The organism is Brevibacillus panacihumi W25, assembly GCF_000503775.1.
Classification (GTDB): Bacteria; Bacillota; Bacilli; order Brevibacillales; family Brevibacillaceae; genus Brevibacillus; species Brevibacillus panacihumi_A.
In genome coordinates, this window is record NZ_KI629782.1 from 1,187,182 (window position 1) to 1,206,811 (window position 19,630).

The window sequence follows — 19,630 nt, forward strand, 5'->3', positions numbered from 1 at the left end:
GGCGGGGAATCGCAAAAGCAGCCGACGCTACGAAGTAGCGCAGGGTTGCGATTCTTTTTCCCGCCAATCGTCGCTCCGCTAGGTGGGACTACGCAATGGGCTGTGACCGGAAACCTGATTCTCCCTCGTAGCTAATAGCTATCAACTCAAAAAAATAAATAAAAGAATGAGAGTGCTGAGCGCACTCTCATTTTTTGCATTAAGCCTTACCAAGCAAATCCTCCAGCACCTTCTGCACTTTTACACCTGTATCGAAGGTCACGAGTCTCGCCTCTTCTCCGTTCATTTTCTTCACTATTTCGTCCAGAAGCTGGATCAGGCGCTCGTTGAGGGGAATAGTGACGGGCTGGGGCACTTCTCCCTCTTTTCCGAAATGGAGGTTCGTCCAGTTTACAAGACTAAGCGTCCCCTTGGTCCCGTAAATGCGGTAGTCCAGGTGTTCCTGATGGGCGATTCCTGCCAAGCCATTAATGGTGACCGGAGTTCCGTCGGGACCTTGCAGATAAGCTGCTACCCCGATCTCACACGCTTCGGGATCAGCTGGGTAATCCACATCGGAGCGGATCACCTGCAAATCTCCAAACAGCGCATAAGTAAGATGGACGAAATGGGGCAGCACCTCTCGGATGAATCCGCCCTGCTCCCGTCCCGCCAGCCAGGCAGCCTGCTGCCAGGGGCGCGGCCATTGGTGAAAGTGGGTGAGAATATCGATGCGGCGAATCGTGCCCAGCTCGGGCAGACGGGCAATCATTTGCGGCAATACGGTTTGGTAGTACATCGGGAAGTGCATCGCATGGACGACCCCCGCCGCTTCTGCAGCTTCTAGCATTTCCTGGGCCTCTGCCAGCGAGTTGGCCAACGGCTTTTCGCACAGCAGATGCTTCTTGCGCTTCAATACCTCCAAAGCGATCGGATGATGGTGCTTGGGCGGCACAGCCAGATAGACATGATCGATGTGCATGTCATCCAGCATCTCCTGATAGTCCGTGTACCACGCGGCATCTCCCGCCTGCTTCGCCGCTTCCTTGGCCCGCTCCTCCGAGATGTCGCTGATGGCCGCCACCTGGTAGCGCGAGTGGTTCGCAATGGCTTGAATCATCCGATCCCCCATCACTCCCGCACCGATGATCCCGACTTTGTATGTTTTTTCGCTCATTTTCCATCCTCCGAATCTGTCCGTTTTTACTCCTCCCTCCCTTCGAGATCGGGTAAAAGCTTTCCTGCTTTCCTTTCCAAATCGGCAAAAGAGCCTGGACACATTCTCCAGGCTCTTGCTTTTGAGTTCCTAGCCGGCAACCTGCTCTTCAACCGGGTGAGGCTCTTTGCGGAAGACGCCTTCCCACTTGGCCACAGCGATGCACGAGAAGACATGTCCAAACACATTGACTGCTGTACGAGCCATATCGATGATGCGGTCGATCCCGATGATCAAGGCGACCCCTTCCGGCGGCAGACCGACTGCCGTGATCGTCGCCAGCAGGATTACCATCGATGATGACGGTACAGCGGCGACTCCTTTGCTGGTCACGATAAAGAACAAGACCATCATGAGTTGTTGCGACCAAGTCATGTCAATCCCGAATGCCTGGGCAATAAAAGGTCCTGCAATCGTCAGGTAAAGCGTCGTGCCGTCGGAATTCAAGGGCATTCCAGCAGGGATGACGAACGAGGTGATGTACTTCGGGACCCCGTACTTTTCCAGGCGCTGCATGAGCTGCGGGACGACTGTTTCCGTACTTCCGGTCGATGCCCCTACGATCATCAGGTCCCACACCATTTTGTAGATCTCTCGCAGTGGGACTCGCAGCAGGAATGCGATCACGGTAAACAACCCGAACACGACAACAGCCAATCCCAAGTAAGCGGTTCCAATCAGTTTCAAGAGAGGAATAATCAATCCGATTCCATACGTGCCAATCGTCGCAGACATGAGCGCAAATACGCCGATGGGCGCCGCCAGCATGACCATGTTTACCAATTGAAAGGAGGCCTTAGAAGCAATCTCAATGATCGAGACGAACGGCTTTGCCTCGTTGCCCAGCTTCACCAGGGCAATCCCGAACATAATACAGAAGAAGATGACGGCGAGAAGATCATTTTTTGCCATGACATCAATGATATTCGTGGGGATGATGTTGAGCAGCAAGGTGCTTCCATCCAGCACTTTGGAGGTATTGGCAGAAATGTTGGAGATATCAGCCTGCGGGAGATTGCTCAGGTCAAGTCCCTTGCCCGGCTGTACCAGGTTGGCGATGGCAAGGCCAATGAAGAGGATGAGAGTCGTGATGAACTCAAACCAGATCACCGTTTTGACTCCGATCCGGCCCATCCGTTTGATGTCGCCGATTCCCGCGATCCCTACCAGCAGCGTCGTGACAATGACGGGAATCACAATCATCTTGAGCAAACGGATAAAGGCATCGCCCAAAATCTTGATATCTTTTCCGATCTCGGGAAAGAAGTGACCAAATATGGCGCCCAATATGGTAGCTGCTAAAATATAAAAGGCAAATCTCGTCTTCATAACATTCCTCCTGTTCAAAAAATTCACGCCCTTGAAGTGATTATTGCAAAAGAAATGCATTCATGCAATAATAATTTCACAAACAAGGAGGTAATGAAATGAAAATTTCATCGCTGCAGACAGCCTTTCAATCGAACCGTCCCCATTCCGCTGCTTTCTTTGAAAAAGCCAAACAAACCATGTCTGGAGGCGTGAATGGCAATCTTCGCTATTTTGCGCCGTTTCCGATCATTTTTGAAAAAGCAAAAGGCGCGACACTACACGATGTAGATGGTCACGCCTACGTAGACTATCTTCTTTCCTATGGGGCATTGATGCTCGGTCACAATCATCCTGAGATAATGGCAGCCGTCCAGCGAGTCTGGGACGAGCAAGGAACGAGCAGCTTCGGTGCCACCCATCCGCTGGAACTGGATATGGCGGAAGAACTGGTCGCTTTGTTCCCCAGCTTTGACCAAATCCGCTTCACCAACTCCGGACTGGAAGCTACTTTGTTCGCCCTGCGTCTGGCGCTGGCGGCCACTGGCAGGACACATGTCGCAAAATTTGAAGGCCATTATCACGGGGCACATGATCACGTCCTGCAAAGCGTGAACCCGGAGGTGGGAGCAGCAGGCGCAGCAACAGCCCCACTGCCTGTACCGGAATCCCTCGGAACCCCGGACTACTACCGTGAGCACAGCGTCATCCTGCCGTTCAATGACTGGGATGCGTGCGAGCGCATTCTCACCGAAAAGGCAGCTCAAATTGCTGCGGTCATCATGGAACCGATGCTTTCCGGCTATATCGCTGCAGAGCCGCAGTTCATGAAAAACCTGCGTGACTTGACCAAACAGTTAGGAATCATCCTGATTTTTGATGAAGTGAAGACCGGCTTCCGCATCGAGGTAGGCGGCGCGCAAACCTATTACGATGTAGAACCTGACTTGACGGCGCTGGGAAAAGTGGTCGGCGGCGGATTCCCGATCGGCATCGTGGGAGGAAAGCGCTCGATCATGGAGTTGGCATCTCCTCTGCGTTCCCATAAAAAGAGCGAGGTCGTCTTCCACAGCGGCACCTTCAACGGCAATCCGCTGTCCATCGCGACAGGCTTGGCGACGATTCGCTATCTGAAACAGCCCGGCAACTTCGATCAAATCGTCCAACGTACCCTCGAGCTGCGCACAGGCATTGACGAATTGGCGAAGGAGTACGGCCTGCCGCTGCAGACGCTCGGAACAGGCACGATCTTCAACGTGTTGACGACGCAGGAAGATGTTCACCACTACCGTGATCTCGGGGCCAACCACAACCAGCTTCGTCTGGCGCTGGATTATTTGCTGATGGAAAACGGCGTCTATTCCAAGCCCCTGAATCGCTTCTCGATGTCGGCGGCGCATGGACCTGAGGAAATCAAGGCTACTCTCGACGCCTTTGACAAAAGCATGGCCGCACTGAAAAAAGACCCTTTGGCATAAGGGTTGGGGGGATGATTGTCTCCATGTGCATCCTATCGTATACTTAACCCAGCATTTGTTGGACTGTATACGAGGTGATCCCATTTGAATCAAGGTCCTACTGTTCTCTTGAAAATCTCCCAGCTCTATCCCCAGATGAGTCCGTCGCAGCAGGCGATTGCGGATCTCATCCTGCGCGATCCAGAGTCTGCGGCCTTTTATAATGTAGCAGAAATGGCAAGAGAAGCTGCCGTCAGCGAATCTACGGTCACTCGATTCGCCACATTTATTGGCTATTCCGGCTTTCCCGCCCTTTCCCGCGAGCTGCAGGAGCTGGTTCGCTCTCGGCTGACGACCGGGGAACGCTTCCAGCTATCGCGAAATGCGACGAAGGCCGAGCAGCAAACGGTCCTGCAGCATTTTGAGGAAGATATGAACAATCTGGCGCTGATGATGGAGCGAATCGATCTGAACGCCCTCGAGCGAGTCGTACAGCTGCTGACGACAGCCAACCGCATCGGCATTGCCAGTTCTCGCGGCTCCTTGTCGCTCGGAATGTTTTTCGATTTTTACCTGAATTTGTTGAACAAAGAAACGTATCTCTTCAGTGGCGAGCCGCGCACGGTAGACCGCATCCTGCGGCTCGCTCCCGGAGATGTCCTCGTGGGAATCGGCTTTGCCCGCTACACGCGCTTTATCGTTGATTGTCTGGCGGCAGGGAAAAAAAGAGGAGCACGGATCGTCGTCATCACCGACTACCCCTCCTCCCCTCTCTGCCAATACGCCGATGAGGTGTTGTTTACCCCCACAGGCATCGCGTCGCATATGGATTCCTTCGTTGCGCCCATCTCTTTGCTGACCGCCATCCTGCGCTCGATGTCGCTCAAGGATGCAGATGTGGCGACGAATCTGCTGAATGAGATGGAAGAATCCTGGCAGGAGCTGGGGATTTATTATGATCCGAAGAAATGAATGAACGACAAAAAAGGCGCGTTTGAGCTTTTCATGGCCCAAACACGCCTTTTCTTCTTATATAATCAACATAGTGTTAAGCGGCTTTCCCTGAAATCTCACTAAGGTACTTCTTGGCCTTGGCTGTGTCGAACTGTCCTTCCCAGCGGGAGATGACAACGGCAGCCAGAGAGTTTCCGACTACGTTTACCACGGTGCGAGCCATATCCATCAGACGGTCAACACCCGCGATAAAGGCCAGTCCTTCGAGTGGGATACCTACCGAACCGAGTGTAGCCAAAAGTACGACGAACGATACGCCCGGTACACCGGCAATCCCTTTGGATGTCACCATCAAGACGAGCATCAACGTGATCTGAGCGCTGATCGGCATGTGAATCCCGTACATTTGGGCGATGAACAATGCGGCCAGTGCTTGATACAGCGTGGAACCGTCCAGATTAAACGAGTACCCAGTCGGGATGACGAACGAGGCAATCGCCTTCGGACATCCCAGCTTCTCCATTTTTTCCATGATTTTTGGCAAAACGGTCTCAGAGCTGGAGGTCGAGTAGGCAAGCAGCAGCTCGTCCTTCAAAATGCGAATGATCTGCGTGATGCGAATTCCGCTGATCCGGGCGATGATGCCCAAAACCACGAGAATAAAGAAGATCATCGCAAAATGAACCAGCAGAACCAGTTTGCCTAGTGGAATCAGTGAACTCAGTCCAAATTTGGAAACGGTTACCCCAATTAGCGCGAATACCCCGAATGGAGCAAATTTCATGATCGTATTCACGACCCAGAACATGGCATCCGCCACACCCTGGAAGAAGGCAAGCACTGGTTTGCCCCTCTCTCCTACAGCCGCAATACCCAATCCAAACAGAACCGAGAAGAAAATGATCGCCAGCATGTCACCACGCACAATGGCATCAAACACGTTTTTCGGAACGATGTTGACGAACGTCTCTACAAATCCGTGGCTCTGCGTTGTCTCGGCTGTCTCCACGTAAGTATGGATATCTGTTTTTTGCAGGGTAGACATATCTACGCCTACACCAGGCTGGAACACATTGGCTGCGAGCAAACCAATCACAATCGCAATCGTGGTAACGATTTCAAAATAGAGAATGGTTTTACCGCCAATTTTCCCCAGCTTTTTAATATCCCCCACACCGGCTACGCCCACGATCAACGTGGAGATAACGATGGGAACGACAATCATTTTAATCAGGCGAAGAAAAATATCGCCGATCGGCTGCAAGTAGGTAGACACGGCCGGGTTGCCATAGAAAATAGCACCCACGAGAATACCCAGAATGAGACCAACGACAATTTGAATCGCTAAACCAAATCGTTTCATCCTGACACCTCACTATCCATGATGTAAATCTGCAAGAAGGCCGCTGACACTAGTGACGAATTAGGGAGGTCTTTAATATATCACGAATTTGTAACAAAACCGTGGTTTTAGAATTTTTAAACTACATTAAAATTAAATGTATAAATTAAAAATATACTGAAATTTTTATCGTTTTTAAAGGACTTTGGTCCGCAATGTGTAAGTCTTTTACAACGTTTCTGGCAAGGATAATCGATCGAGGAGGCGGTACGTATGTTCAAAGAGCTCTCTCCTTCCCTGCGGACAATCCTGACACCGGGTCCAGTCGAGGCAGATCCAAGAGTTTTGCGTGCGATGAGCACTCCGATACTGGGTCAATTCGATCCAGAATTTACTCACATCATGAATCAAACGATGCAGATGCTGAGGAAGCTTTTTCAGACGGAGAACGAGTGGTGCTACCCCATCGATGGGACCTCGCGGGCAGGCATCGAAGCGGTTTTGTGCAGTCTGATCGAACCTGGCGACCTGGTGCTGGTGCCGATCTATGGGCGCTTCGGACATCTGCTGGTAGAAATTGCGGAGAGGTACGGTGCCCAGGTGGCAACGATGGAGACGGATTGGGGAGAAGTTTTTGCACCAGAGCAGGTGATTGCAGAGATCAAACGCATCCGGCCGAAAATCGTAGCTATGGTGCATGGAGAAACCTCGACAGGACGCATCCAGCCCTTGCAAGAAATCGGGGAAGCCTGCCGCATGCAGGATGTTCTGTTTGTCGTCGATGCCGTCGCTACCATCGGAGGAACGCAGGTCAAGGTGGATGAGTGGAAAATCGATGCGTGCATCGGCGGGACGCAAAAATGCTTGTCGATCCCCTCAGGAATGGCCCCGATTACCTTCAATGAACGGGTAGAGACGGTCTTGCGCCAACGAAAAAAGATCGAGCGGGGATTGGCAGAGCCGCAAGCTGCTTCGCTCGGACAAGAGCGGATGATCCGCAGCAACTACTTTGATCTGAGCCAGCTGATGGATTACTGGAGTCCGACGCGGCTCAATCATCACACGGAAGCGACAACCATGCTGTACGCTCTGTAAGAAGGAGTGCGGATTGTACTGGAGGAAGGGCTTGAGGAGCGATTTGCCCGCCATCGGCTGCATGAAAAAGCCTTGGTACGCGGGCTTGACGCCATGGGGTTGACGCTCTACGGAAATCCAGCCTGCAAACTTCCCGTCGTAACCTGCATCACGATTCCCGATGAAGTGGACGGCGAATCGGTCCGCGCCATGCTGCTCGATGATTTTCACATCGAGATCGCCAGCTCCTTCGGTCCGCTCAAGGGGAAAATTTGGCGGATCGGCACCATGGGCTACAGCTGCCGCAAGAAAAACATCCTGCATCTACTGGGAGCATTGGAAGCCGTACTGCAGCGCCATGGAGCCAAGATCCCCTTGGGGAGAGCAGTCCAGGCTGCGCTTGACGTCTATCACGAGACCAAGCAAAATATCTGATTCCACTGAGCACGACCACAAAAAACAGCCCCGATCTGATCCCGGCAATGAACGGGAATTCGATCAGGGCTGTATTCAGTTCGCCTCTTTTTTCTGCACACGCGCCAACAGGTCGACCAGATGAACGGCTTCCATCCGGTCCTCCAGTCCTGCTCGCTTGATGCCTGCTTTCATCTGCAAGAGACAGCCGGGATTGGAGGTAACGAGAATGTCAGCCTGGGTCGCTGCCACATGACCCATTTTTTCATCCAGCAGGCTGCCTGCCATCTCCGGCTGCACCAGATTGTAGATGCCGGCCGAGCCGCAGCAGCGGTCGCCTTCTTTCAACGGCACATAAGTTGCGCCCGGAATGGATTGCAAAAGGTTCACAGGCTCTTTTGTCACCTTCATGCCATTGCGCAGATGACAGGAGCTTTGGTAGGTGACGCGCTGCGGCAGGGGATCCCACGCTTGGGGCTCTGCGGACATCGTCAAGACCTCGCTTACGTCCTTGACCCGTGCCGCGAACCATTTGGCCTGCTCCTGCCACTCCGGATCGTCGTGGAGGAGGTGGTCGTATTCCTGCAGCAACGCTCCGCATCCTCCGGCATTGGAGATGATGAGATCCACCTCGGCCTCCTGGAAAGCCGCGATGTTTTTGCGGGCCAGGCTTTTCGCTGCTTCACGCTCTCCGCTGTGGGCATGGAGGGCGCCGCAGCACACCTGATCTGGCGCAATCACCACTTCGCAGCCTGCTTCGGCCAAAAGGCGGACTGTATTGATGTTCGTATCCTGAAACAGGACGTCCATGATGCAGCCGTGAAACATGCCGACACGCCGCTTGCGCTCCCCGACGGCAGGGATGACCGTCGCTCCCAGGCGGTCCGTCAGGCTTTTTGCTGAAGCATCCGGCATGATGGCTTCCATCTCTCGCATCTGTTTCGGGAGGATATTCAAGACACCGAGCTTGCGCACAGCGGTCTGCAAACCGGAACGCTGGTAAAAGCCAAGCAGTCCCCCAAGCAGGTTCAGCCTGCGTTGATGCGGAAACAGATGGGTAAACGCCGTCTTGCGCACCAGGCGAACATACCAGGGGTGCTCCTGCACCTGTTCGATCGCTTCCCGAGTCTGTTCGATCAATTGTCCGTATGGGACGCCTGCCGGACAAACAGGTTCGCAGGCACGGCAGCCCAGACAGAGATTCATCTGGTCGACAAAGTCCTGATCCGGCTCCATGACGCCGTCTGCCACGGCTTTCATCAAGGCGATCCGACCGCGTGGGGAAGCTGCCTCATAGCCAGTCTCGCGAAAGGTCGGACAAGCGGGCTGACAAAAGCCGCAACGCATACAGTTGGCCAGTTCTTCATAGTCGAGATTTTTCTGCAAGGCTTCTTTAAGCACGGTTGACCACCACTCTGTTCCGGGATTCCTTGGCAAACATCTTGCCGGGATTAAGCAGATTATGCGGATCAAAGGCGCGCTTGATGCCCTTCATCACTTCCATCCCGGCAGCCCCGACCTTCCATTCCAGGTACGGCGCCTTGACGATGCCCACCCCGTGTTCTCCCGTGATGGTGCCGCCCAAGTCGATCGCGGCAGCGAAAATCTCTTCAAACGCCTGCTCCACCCGCTCGATCTCTTCATGATCGCGGGCATCCGTCATGCAGGTCGGATGCAGATTGCCATCCCCCGCATGTCCAAACGTGCAGATGTTGAGACCAAAACGATCCGTAATTTCCTGAATGGCAGCGACCATCGGCGCAATCTGGGCACGCGGCACTGTCGCATCCTCCAGAATCGTCGTCGGGCGCATCCGCGACAGGGCTGCCAAAGCGCTTCTTCTCGCTGTCATGACTTCGTCGGCTTCTTCGTCTGTCTTCGCTACCTTGATTTGAACAGCCTGATTCTTTTGGCAGATCTCAGCTATGCGCTCCATGTCCCGATCTACAATCTGGGCTTCTCCGTCCTGCCCGATCAAAAGAATCGCGGCTACATCCGTCGGCAGACCGATCTGCTTGAAATCCTCGACGACGCGTATCGTTCCCTGATCCAAAAACTCGAGTGTCCCGGGGATGATCCGGTTGGCGATGATGTCAGACACAGAGCGGGCGGCCTGCTCCATGTCCGCGTACATCGCCAGCATGACGCGCTGGGTAGTCGGCTTGGGAATCAGCTTGAGAATCGCTTCCGTGATGATTGCCAATGTCCCTTCGCTCCCGACCCAAAGCTTGGTCAGATCGTATCCCGCTACGTCCTTCATCAGCTTGCCCCCGGTGCGAATCACTTCTCCATTCGGCAATACGGCTTCCAGACCGAGTACATAATCCTTTGTCGTCCCGTATTTCAAGCCGCGCAGCCCTCCAGAGTTGAGCGCGATGTTGCCGCCGATCGTGGAGATGACCATGCTTCCCGGGTCAGGCGGATAAAACAAGCCTTTTGCTTCGACCGCCTGATGAATATCCACGGTGCGAACACCCGGCTGTACGGTGATGGTCAGGTTTTGCTCGTCGATTTCGACGATTTGATTCATCCGATGCAAGCTCATGACGATTCCGCCGCCGACTGGGACGGTCCCACCGCACAGGTTGGAGCCGGCTCCGCGCGTCACGATCGGAATCTGATGGCGGGCTGCCACCTGCACGACCTTTTGCACCTCCGCTGTGCTTGCGGGCATCACCACGGCGTCAGGCAAAGCCTGCTGCATCGGTGTCGCATCATACGAATAGGCGACCAGCGCTTCCTGTCGGTCCAGGCAGTTCTTCTCCCCGACGATAGCGCGAAGCTCAGCTTTTATCGCATCTGACAGCATGGGAATCCTCCTCTCCTTTTTCTAACTGTACTGCTGGATCGCTTCCCGGATTCTTCCCTTGGTTAGTTTCAACAGACGCATGGCCTCTTCCCTGCTCGTCCCGGTCAAACGCATCAAAATCGCTGTTTTGGCATCCCCGTCTGCCAGTGTGGAGAGCTTTTCCGCCTCCATGTAGCTGACTCCGGTCACTTCCATGATGATTCTTTTTACCCGCTCCCGCAGCTTCTGATTGGTCGCCTGTACGTTGACCATCAGATTGCCGTACACTTTTCCCAAGCGAATCATGCTCGCAGTAGTCAGCATGTTCAGCACCAGCTTCTGCGCTGTTCCTGCTTTCAAGCGAGTGGAACCGGTCAATACTTCTGGACCGACCACCACTCCAATCGCGACATCGACACCTTCGTTGATGATCGCTGTTTCATTGCAGGAGACAGAGATGGTCTTGGCCCCGATCGCCTGGGCTTCCTTGAGCGCACCCAGCACGTACGGCGTCCGACCGCTGGCGGCGATGCCCACGACGACATCCCGCTCCGTTACCCCGTGAATGCGCACATCATCTCGTCCCAGTTCTGCGGAATCCTCTGCTCCTTCTACGGCGCGGACCATGGCTTTCTGTCCCCCGGCGATCACACCCTGCACCAGCTCTGGAGGTGTCCCAAAGGTCGGCGGACACTCCGAGGCATCCAGAATGCCCAGCCTGCCGCTCGTTCCTGCCCCGAAGTAAAAGAGCCGTCCCTCATTTTCTAGAGAAGCCACGATCATGTCGACCGCTTTGGCCACTTCATCGAGTACATTTTCCACCGCGTAGGGAACCTTTTTATCCTCGTCGTTCATCCGTTGTACGATTTCTCTGGAGCTTAAACAATCCAGATCCGTGGTATTGCTATTTTTTTCCTCAGTCATCAAACCTTGCAAGTTCTCCATCATCTTCGCTCCAACCTCCTCTGTTCTCATACTCGCGGCAAGCTCTCGTTACTCCAGATGACAAGAGACCCAGTGGCTGGCTGTTTGTTCTTTGAGCGGAGGGACTGTTGTTTTGCAGATCTCCATGCAATGACGGCAGCGCGGGTGAAACGTGCAGCCAGCAGGAGGATTCGCCGGACTCGGCATGTCTCCCTCCAAAATAATGCGCTGTGTCGTCTGGTGTGGATCGGGTACGGGAACTGCCGAGAGCAGTGCCTGCGTGTAAGGATGGGTCGGTTTTTCATACAAGGATTTCTTGTCGGCTACCTCCACCACTTTCCCCAGGTACATGACGGCTACCCGGTCCGATATATGGCGTACTACGCTCAAATCATGGGAAATAAACAGATAGGTCAGCTTGAACTCTTTTTGCAGATCCTGCATGAGATTCAAAATTTGCGCCTGGATGGATACGTCCAGGGCGGAGACCGGCTCATCCGCAATAATCAGCTTAGGACGCAGGATCAACGCACGCGCGATTCCGATCCGCTGACGCTGTCCACCTGAAAATTCGTGCGGAAACCGGTTCAACTGCTGCTTGGACAATCCGACGATTCCGATCATTTCCTCCACTTGCTTGCGTCTTTCGGCTGCCGAACCGATCCCGTGAACGATCAACGGGTCCTCCAGGATCTGACCGATCGTCTTGCGTGGATTCAACGAGGCGAACGGGTCTTGAAAGACCAGCTGCATGTTGCGGCGCGCCTTGCGCAGCTCGGCCTCGTTCAAATTGCGGATATTTTCCCCCTCGAACCAGATCTCACCGTCCGTTGGCTCGATCAGGCGGAGGATGCAGCGGCCGGTCGTCGACTTGCCGCAGCCGGATTCGCCAACAATACTGACGGTTTCGCCCGGATAGACGGTCAGGTTGACCCCGTCGACTGCCCGGACTACTTTTTCTTTGTTGAAAAATCCTTGCTTGCTCGTGAAATGCTTGGTCAATGCCTTCACTTCCAGCAGTGGTTGGGTCATTGCGCTTCCTCCTCACCGTACAGCCAGCAGCGGCATTTTTGCGTATCCGAGATGGTCAACAACTCCGGATTTTTGTTCCGGCAGATCTCCATCGCCTCCGGGCAGCGCGGTGCAAAACGGCATCCCGCAGGCATTTCCTGCAGCAGCGGCACGGCTCCCGGGATCGCATCCAATCTCTCCTGATTGGTGTTCAGACTTGGCATTGAGCCCAAAAGTCCGCGTGTGTAGGGATGTTTGGGCTCGTCGAAAAGCTGTTTGACGTCTGCCTCTTCGACGATCTGTCCGGCGTACATGACAATCACGCGATGGCACATCTCTGCGACGACCCCCAGGTCGTGGGTGATCAGCAGAATGGAGGTTCCATGCTCATCCCTCACCTTTTTCATCAGTTCCAGGATTTGCGCCTGTATCGTGACGTCCAGAGCGGTCGTCGGTTCGTCGGCGATCAACAGCTTGGGCGTGCAGGCCATCGCCATCGCAATCATGACGCGCTGCCTCATCCCGCCGGATAATTGATGCGGATAGTCGTTGATGATCTCCTCTGCACGCGGGATGCCGACCTCTTTCAAAAGCTGGATCGTCCGTTCCTTCGCTTGCTGCCGGTTCAATCCCAGGTGGCGGCGGAGCGGTTCCCCGATTTGCTTGCCGATCGTATGGAGCGGATTGAGCGAGGTCATCGGTTCCTGAAAAATCATCGCGATCTGATTGCCGCGAATGGCTTCCATCTGTTTATCTGTCAAGGAGAGGAGTTCTTTCCCCTGAAAGCGGATGCTCCCCTCCAGCTGTACATTTCGTCCCAATAGCTGCATCACAGAAAGGCTGGTGACGCTTTTCCCGCAGCCTGACTCGCCTACGACGCCGACAGTCTCGCCTGGCTCAACAGTCAGACTGACCCCCTCGATGACGGTAAGCTTTTCTTTCGCTTGCAAAAAAGAAGTGCGTAAATCGCTGATTTGTAGCATGGCTGTCATGGGTGCTCCCCCTTTACTCAGGATGTGCCGACAGGCTTGATACTGCTGAAGATCTGGTTGTGATGCGCGCGACGCCAGGCGTTCATCGCTGTATGCACGATCGGGTGAACGCGGTTGGTCAAGGTAATCAGGGTCGCTCCTCGCACCGGGTCAGACCAGATGGAGGTACCCGTAAAGCCGGTGTGCCCGAAGGCCTTTTCCGATAAAAGGTCTCCGCCTGTACAACCGTGCGCGATCTGATCCAGTGTCCCGCCTGTCGCCGACGCCTCCCAGCCTACCGCTCTTCGCGGTACGGCTGCCCCAGTCTGGGCACGGGCAGCAAAGGAGAGCAGAAGGGGGTCGATGCGCACAGGTGCATCCTCCGCTGTCCAGATGCGCATGTAGCGCGCCACATCGGTCAGGGTGGAAAACAAGCCTGCATGACCGCTCACGCCTTCAAGTCCATGGTAGGCATTGCAATCATGCACATCGCCGCGAATGACGTCCTGCCTCCAGGCAAACCCTTCGCATGCCGCTCGCCATCCTGCTGCTCGCGGGTCCTCTGCCGCTTCCAGCTGCCAGATATACTGCTCGGCCATATTCCGTTCGAATGGAGTGCCTTCCTCCGCAGGAGCGATGACACAATCACGCAAGACGGAATGCGACTGCGGCCGATAACCGGTATGCGTCATTCCGCTCGGCTCGAAGATCCATTGCTTTGCCAAAGCGCTCAGCTCTGCCTGCCAGACCTCCTCTAAAATGAAGCCCAGCAGCATAAACCCAAGATCGCTGTACACGACCTGTTCGCCAGGCTTGTAGATCATCTGCTCCTCCGCGATCATGCGCAGATATTCCTGCTTTCCGGAGCCTTTTAGGAAAAAGGGTCTCCATGCGGGCAGACCGGAAGAATGGGTCAAGAGGTGGATGATCTTGATTTTTTCCTTCTCCGCCCTTCCTTGTCCTTCTCCCAACTGCGGCAGATGCGTCACGACGCTGTCAGTCAATGACAGCTTGCCATGCTGCACACTCAAGAGGATCATTGGCAGTGTCACCACTACCTTGGTCAAGGAAGCCAGATCGTACAGGGTCTGCTCTGTAACCAGAGGTTCCTGCTCACCGCTCCCTGCCTTGCCTCGGCAGACCGTAATCGCCGGCTTATTTTCACGATGCAGCCATACCGCTCCACCGGGAAAAATTCCTTGGCTGATGCCTAGATCCAGGCTCTTTTCGATTTGCTCGACGATCGCCAACTCGTCCATTCGCTTCCCTCCTGCTTATTTGCCGCGATGACGCGGATCCAGAATATCGCGAACAGCATCCCCGAACATATTGCAAGACAAAATGGTGACCGTCATGGCAACACATGGCCAAATAATCATGCCGGGAGCCAGTTCCATATAGCGGCGCGCTTCCGAAATCATGCCGCCCCACGACGGATCAGGCGGTTGAATCCCCAGTCCCAAGAAGCTGAGCGCTGATTCCGTCAGAATCGCACCTGAGATGGCTAGAGAAGACTGCACCAACAGCGGTGCCGTCACGTTGGGGAAAATCTCTTTAAACAGAATACGCGGTGTGCTGGCTCCGATGGCGCGGGCGCTCTCCACGAATTCGAGGTTTTTGATCGAGAGGACCGCCCCCCTCACCGTTCTCGTAAAAATCGGAATGTTTACGATTCCGATCGCCATAATCGTATTGAACGTCCCGGGCCCCAGTGCGGCTACGATCGCCAGCGCGAGCAAAATTTCGGGAAACGCGAACAGGACATCCATGACCCGCATGATAAAGCCGTCAATCCAACGGCCGAAGTACCCGGCAATCAAACCAAAAATGGTCCCGAAAATAACGCTCACCATGACGGCGGAGATCCCGACGACCAAAGAAACCCGTGCGCCGTAGATGACCCGGCTCAACAAATCGCGCCCGAACTGATCCGTTCCCAGCAAAAACGTGTCGGAGCTGCCTTCCATCCGGTTGTTCTGAAACATCTCGGTCGGATCATGGGGAGCCAGTACCGGGGCCAGAGCCGCAATCAAACAAAGCAAGGCGAGCAATATGGAACAGATAACGGCCGTTTTATTGGCCCAAAATCGTTTACGAAAAGTGCTCATGTCTTATCCCCCCGTGTCAGTACTTGATTCGTGGATCAATCCAGGTGTAGATCAGGTCGATGAGCAGATTGACCAGAACAAAGACCAGGGCGACAAAGAGCACGCCTCCCTGCACGACCGGATAATCACGCTGGTAAATCGCTTCAAGTACGTACTGGCCCAGGCCAGGAATCGAAAAAAGCTGCTCGACGATGACGGACCCTCCGAGCAGATACCCAATCTGCATGCCGGCGATCGTCACGATCGGAATGGATGAATTGCGGAAAGCATGACCCATGACGACGGTCCATTTGCTGTTCCCTTTGGCTCTTGCCGTACGGATGAAATCCTTGTCCATGGTTTCCAAAAAGGCAGAGCGGGTCATCCGCATGACCCCTGCAGCGACAACAATCCCCATCGTCGCAGCGGGCAGGACAAACACCTTGAATGCCTCGAGCGGATTCTCCCAGAAGCTGACCACGTCAATCGGCGGGAACCAGTTGAAATACAAGGACGTTACCAGCAGCAAGAGTGTACCAATCGCAAAGTTCGGTACGGAAATTCCCAACAGGGTCGCGACTCGTACGGCAATGTCCGTCTTGGAATGCGCGCGAATTGCGGAAATAATCCCAAAAGGAATGGCGACCAGCCACCCGATCACGACAGCAAATACCGTCAATTGCAGCGTGATGCCAAAGCGTTTGATGATCTGCGGCAGAATTTCCTCGCCGGAGTGGACAGATACGCCGAAGTCCCCCTGCAGGAGTCCACCCACCCAGGTCAGGTATTGCGTGATAAGCGGTTCATCCAGTCCCATGCTTTTGCGCAAAGCCGCGATCGACTCTTCCGTCGCGTTGGTCCCAAGCATGATCGAGGCAGGGTCACCCGGCACCAGATGCAGGATGGTAAAAACCAATACAGAGATTCCAAACAAGATCGGGATCAAGCTGACAAGTCGTTTGAACAGATAGGCTCCCACTAAGGTCCCTCCCTCTTTTCAAACCTCGCGTGGAGGCAGGCAGTTAGAAACATGGCTCCGCCAGATCAAAAGGCGGAGCCACAATGATTTATGCTACTTGATTGAGGCTCTGACCAGCGCGAAGCTCTCTCCCGCTGCAGATGGTGAAAACTCGATGTTGTCGCGTACAGCGTAGAAATTCTTCGGCGATGCCAGGAACAGGTTTGGAACATCTTCCTCTACAAGCATTTTTTGAGCTTTTTCATACATGGCTTTGCGTTCTGTCTGATCGACAGCCATCAGAGCGTTTTGTACCAGCTCGTCATAAGCAGGGTTGGAGTAGTTCCATACGTTTGCGGAGCCTTCCGTATGGAAGAAGAAGCGCATGGAGCGGTCAGCGTCCACACCAGAAGTGTTGCGTCCTACCATCAGATTGCCGTCTTTGGATTTCCAGACATCGATGTAGTTGCCCCACTCAAGCTGGTTGATTTTAGCGTTGATGCCGATTGCTTTCAACTGCTGCTGCAAAACTTGCGCAGTCTCGACCATATCCGGGTACGTCGCGGCTGTATCGATTTGCGTCTCGAAGCCATTTGGATAGCCTGCTTCAGCCAGCAAAGCTTTTGCCTTTTCTACGTTGAGCTTGTAAGAGTCATAGCTGTTGGTATCCAGCGCCCATCCTTTTACAGCAGGAGCGATTGGACCAGTCAGAGCGGCTTCGCCTTTCCAGACTGTTTGCACGATTTGGTTGCGGTCTACTGCATAGCTGATCGCTTGACGCACTTTCGGATCGTCAAACGGTTTTTTCTTCACGTTGATGCCCAGGTAGCTGTATTCCAGCGACTGATAGCCTTTTACTTCCACACCCGGCTTGCCATTCAAGAGAGTCGCCGAATCAGCGGAAACCATGGAGACGTCGATTTTACCGGCGCGAATCGCAGCCAGACGCTCCGCTTCGTCTTTCATGATCTGGAACTTGATTGTTTCTACCTTCGCGAGATCGCTGCGGAAGTAGTTCGGATTTTTCTTCAGCAGAACGTATTGGCCTGGCTCATATTTCTCCAGCATGTACGGTCCGCTTCCCGCCGTATCCTTGGTCAGATCCTCGGAGCCAACAGGCACGATCGAGGTGGAAGCGCTGCTTGTATTTGCCATGAAAGCAGCATCCGGGTTTTTCAGATGAAACACGACAGTAGTCGGGTCTTTCACTTCGATGGACTCCAGGCTGGAGAAATACGATTTGGAGATCGAGCCTGTATCCGGATTCAGAATGCGCTCAAACGTAAATTTCACGTCTTCTGCAGTCAAATCCTTGCCGTCGTGGAACTTCACGCCTTTTTGCAGGAAGACAGTAATGGTTTTGCCATCCTCAGACGTTTCCCATTTTTCTGCAAGATTCGGGATGATCTCCATGTTTTCATCCAGCTTGGTCAAGCTGTCGTAAATCAGGGAATAGATGCGCACACTGGAAGCCGCCGGCACCTTGTGCGGGTCAAAGCCAACCGGTTCCTGCTCGGCTGCTACGATCAGCTCTGTTTTTCCAGAAGCTTGCGGCTGTTCTTGCGTTTGACCTTGTTGTTCTTGCGGCTTCGCCTGTTCAGACGGAGCGGTTCCTCCCCCGGAGCAAGCCGAAAGAGCAAGGGACATAGATAGGAAAATTCCTGCCAACACGCGTTTTTTCACGATGTTACCCCCTACGTTTTCTTTTAAAAGCAAATATTTCCTAACGGCACGGCTCTTTTTGCTCCCGTAACAGATGGAACATTGGAAGGCCGGCCCATTAGTGTCTCGTGGCCCAGAATGGCAAAAGCGACCGCTTCCTTCGCATCATCCGGCATCCCGAACTGCTGCGTCGTCATCACCTTCATGCCCGCAGGCAATTGCTCCTGAAGCATGCGCAGAAGGGTTTGGTTGTGAGCCCCTCCGCCTGAGACGATCACTTCTTCTACTTTCGTATGCGGCAGCACATGCTGGATATACGCTTGGGCGATGGTCGACGCCGTCAGGGCAGTCACCGTGGCGATCAAATCTGCGTCACTGATCCCCTGCTGCTTCGCCTGCGCCATGAGCTCCTGTGCAAATGCTTTGCCGTACACTTCCCGCCCGGTGCTTTTTGGCGGCTGGAGTTGATAGTACGGGTCTTGGAGCAAGCGGTCAAGCATTTCCTTGCAGACCTGGCCTGTTGCAGCCCATTTGCCCCCTTCGTCATACCGCATTCTTCCATCTGTAACCAGGTGAACAATCTGATCGATAATCATATTGCCCGGTCCCGTGTCGAAAGCGACGACCTTTTCGATGTCTGCTCCTGCCGGAAGAATGGTTACATTGGCAATTCCGCCAATGTTTTGCAAAAGCCTTCCCTTCTGCGGATCGCGGAAAAGAATGTAGTCTGCATACGGGACGAGCGGTGCGCCTTCACCGTCAGCAGCCAGATCTCTGGCGCGAAAATTCCCGACCACCGGGGTGCCTGTGCGCTCAGCCAAAAGGGACAAATCCCCGATTTGCAGCGATGCCCTCACTTCTGTCGGGCCAGTCGGTCCCGGAAAAGGAGTACGGCCAGCGATATGCCAGACAGTCTGTCCGTGCATGCAAATCGCATCTACATCGGAAGCATGGATCGCCGCCTTCTGGATCAATTGCTCGACGACGCACGCATACCACTCGGATAAGCCGTAGTGCGCAGTCGTAAGCTGATCGATGCGTGCCGACTCGACGCTGCACAGATTCAGTACGTAATCGCGCACTTCATCGGAATACGGCAGGGACGTAAACTCTCGCAATTCTGCCTGCTCGATCTCCCCACTCGCATTCGTGCGAATCGCTACCAGTGCGGCGTCAATCCCATCCAGTGATGTTCCTGACATCAGACCGATGAGCAAATGATCACTCTTCCTACGGTAGTCTAGCAAACTCGCAGGTTGATTCATCCTACTCCCCCCTGTACGGGATTCTTTACCAAGATTCTACGATTTTCTCAATGATTACGTTTACATTATATGAAATAAAATTACACCGGTCAATCAGATAGTAGTAAACAATATTTCCAATAGAAAAGAAAATTTTTCGCTTCCTTACAGATTTGTAAGGAAGACGTAAGATAGTTCGATTTGAACTGGCAGTCCATATAGGGTATTTTCTTTATTATCC

General features: G+C 53.9%; 15 protein-coding genes and 1 pseudogene. 3 read left to right on the forward strand and 13 right to left on the reverse strand.

Annotated features, from left to right (window positions below):
* Positions 1–199: 199 nt before the first annotated feature.
* Both T458_RS35080 and T458_RS35085 read right to left on the reverse strand, forming a co-directional pair.
* Complete coding sequence (locus T458_RS35080) at positions 200–1,156, reverse strand: Gfo/Idh/MocA family protein (RefSeq protein ID WP_023555704.1); 957 nt, start codon at positions 1,154–1,156, stop codon at positions 200–202.
* Positions 1,157–1,285: 129 nt separating this feature from the next.
* On the reverse strand, positions 1,286–2,524 hold the full coding sequence (locus tag T458_RS35085) for a dicarboxylate/amino acid:cation symporter (protein ID WP_031305452.1): 1,239 nt from the start codon (positions 2,522–2,524) through the stop codon (positions 1,286–1,288).
* A gap of 98 nt (positions 2,525–2,622) precedes the next feature.
* Between T458_RS35085 and T458_RS35090 the strand changes: the two genes are divergently transcribed.
* Both T458_RS35090 and T458_RS35095 read left to right on the forward strand, forming a co-directional pair.
* Complete coding sequence (locus tag T458_RS35090) at positions 2,623–3,981, forward strand: aspartate aminotransferase family protein (protein WP_023555706.1); 1,359 nt, start codon at positions 2,623–2,625, stop codon at positions 3,979–3,981.
* Positions 3,982–4,065: 84 nt separating this feature from the next.
* Positions 4,066–4,932, forward strand: coding sequence for a MurR/RpiR family transcriptional regulator (locus tag T458_RS35095; protein ID WP_023555707.1), 867 nt, complete (start codon positions 4,066–4,068; stop codon positions 4,930–4,932).
* Positions 4,933–5,008: 76 nt separating this feature from the next.
* Here T458_RS35095 and T458_RS35100 read toward each other — a convergent pair whose 3' ends face one another.
* Positions 5,009–6,277 (reverse strand): cation:dicarboxylate symporter family transporter, encoded by a 1,269-nt coding sequence (locus T458_RS35100; protein WP_023555708.1) that lies wholly within the window; start codon positions 6,275–6,277, stop codon positions 5,009–5,011.
* Between the two features lie 252 nt (positions 6,278–6,529).
* On the opposite strand from T458_RS35100, the pseudogene T458_RS35105 reads away from it, so the two are divergent.
* Positions 6,530–7,765 (forward strand): annotated as a pseudogene (locus tag T458_RS35105) (pyridoxal-phosphate-dependent aminotransferase family protein).
* A 75-nt stretch (positions 7,766–7,840) separates the two neighbouring features.
* Here T458_RS35105 and T458_RS35110 read toward each other — a convergent pair.
* The 10 genes from T458_RS35110 to T458_RS35150 all read right to left on the reverse strand — a co-directional run bounded on the left by T458_RS35110 (position 7,841) and on the right by T458_RS35150 (position 19,410).
* A complete protein-coding gene (locus T458_RS35110) occupies positions 7,841–9,145 on the reverse strand; it encodes a (Fe-S)-binding protein (protein WP_023555709.1) in 1,305 nt (434 codons plus the stop codon).
* Entirely contained in the window at positions 9,138–10,553 is a 1,416-nt protein-coding gene (locus T458_RS35115; protein WP_023555710.1) for an FAD-binding oxidoreductase, read from the reverse strand. Before T458_RS35115 ends, T458_RS35110 begins: the two co-directional genes overlap by 8 nt.
* 21 nt (positions 10,554–10,574) lie before the next feature.
* Positions 10,575–11,480 carry an N-acetylmuramic acid 6-phosphate etherase gene (gene murQ, locus T458_RS35120; protein ID WP_023555711.1) on the reverse strand — a complete coding sequence of 302 codons (906 nt, stop codon included), beginning with the start codon at positions 11,478–11,480 and terminating at the stop codon, positions 10,575–10,577.
* A gap of 45 nt (positions 11,481–11,525) precedes the next feature.
* Positions 11,526–12,488, reverse strand: coding sequence for an ABC transporter ATP-binding protein (locus tag T458_RS0128440; protein ID WP_031305454.1), 963 nt, complete (start codon positions 12,486–12,488; stop codon positions 11,526–11,528).
* Complete coding sequence (locus tag T458_RS35125) at positions 12,485–13,459, reverse strand: ABC transporter ATP-binding protein (RefSeq protein ID WP_023555714.1); 975 nt, start codon at positions 13,457–13,459, stop codon at positions 12,485–12,487. Before T458_RS35125 ends, T458_RS0128440 begins: the two co-directional genes overlap by 4 nt.
* Positions 13,460–13,476: 17 nt before the next feature.
* Positions 13,477–14,697, reverse strand: a complete 1,221-nt coding sequence (locus tag T458_RS35130; protein ID WP_023555715.1) for a serine hydrolase domain-containing protein — start codon at positions 14,695–14,697, stop codon at positions 13,477–13,479.
* Between the two features lie 15 nt (positions 14,698–14,712).
* Complete coding sequence (locus T458_RS35135; protein ID WP_023555716.1) at positions 14,713–15,546, reverse strand: ABC transporter permease; 834 nt, start codon at positions 15,544–15,546, stop codon at positions 14,713–14,715.
* 16 nt (positions 15,547–15,562) lie between these two features.
* A complete protein-coding gene (locus tag T458_RS35140) occupies positions 15,563–16,504 on the reverse strand; it encodes an ABC transporter permease (RefSeq protein ID WP_023555717.1) in 942 nt (313 codons plus the stop codon).
* Between the two features lie 93 nt (positions 16,505–16,597).
* Complete coding sequence (locus T458_RS35145) at positions 16,598–18,166, reverse strand: ABC transporter substrate-binding protein (protein ID WP_023555718.1); 1,569 nt, start codon at positions 18,164–18,166, stop codon at positions 16,598–16,600.
* A gap of 23 nt (positions 18,167–18,189) precedes the next feature.
* A complete protein-coding gene (locus T458_RS35150) occupies positions 18,190–19,410 on the reverse strand; it encodes an anhydro-N-acetylmuramic acid kinase (RefSeq protein WP_023555719.1) in 1,221 nt (406 codons plus the stop codon).
* Positions 19,411–19,630 lie beyond the last annotated feature (220 nt).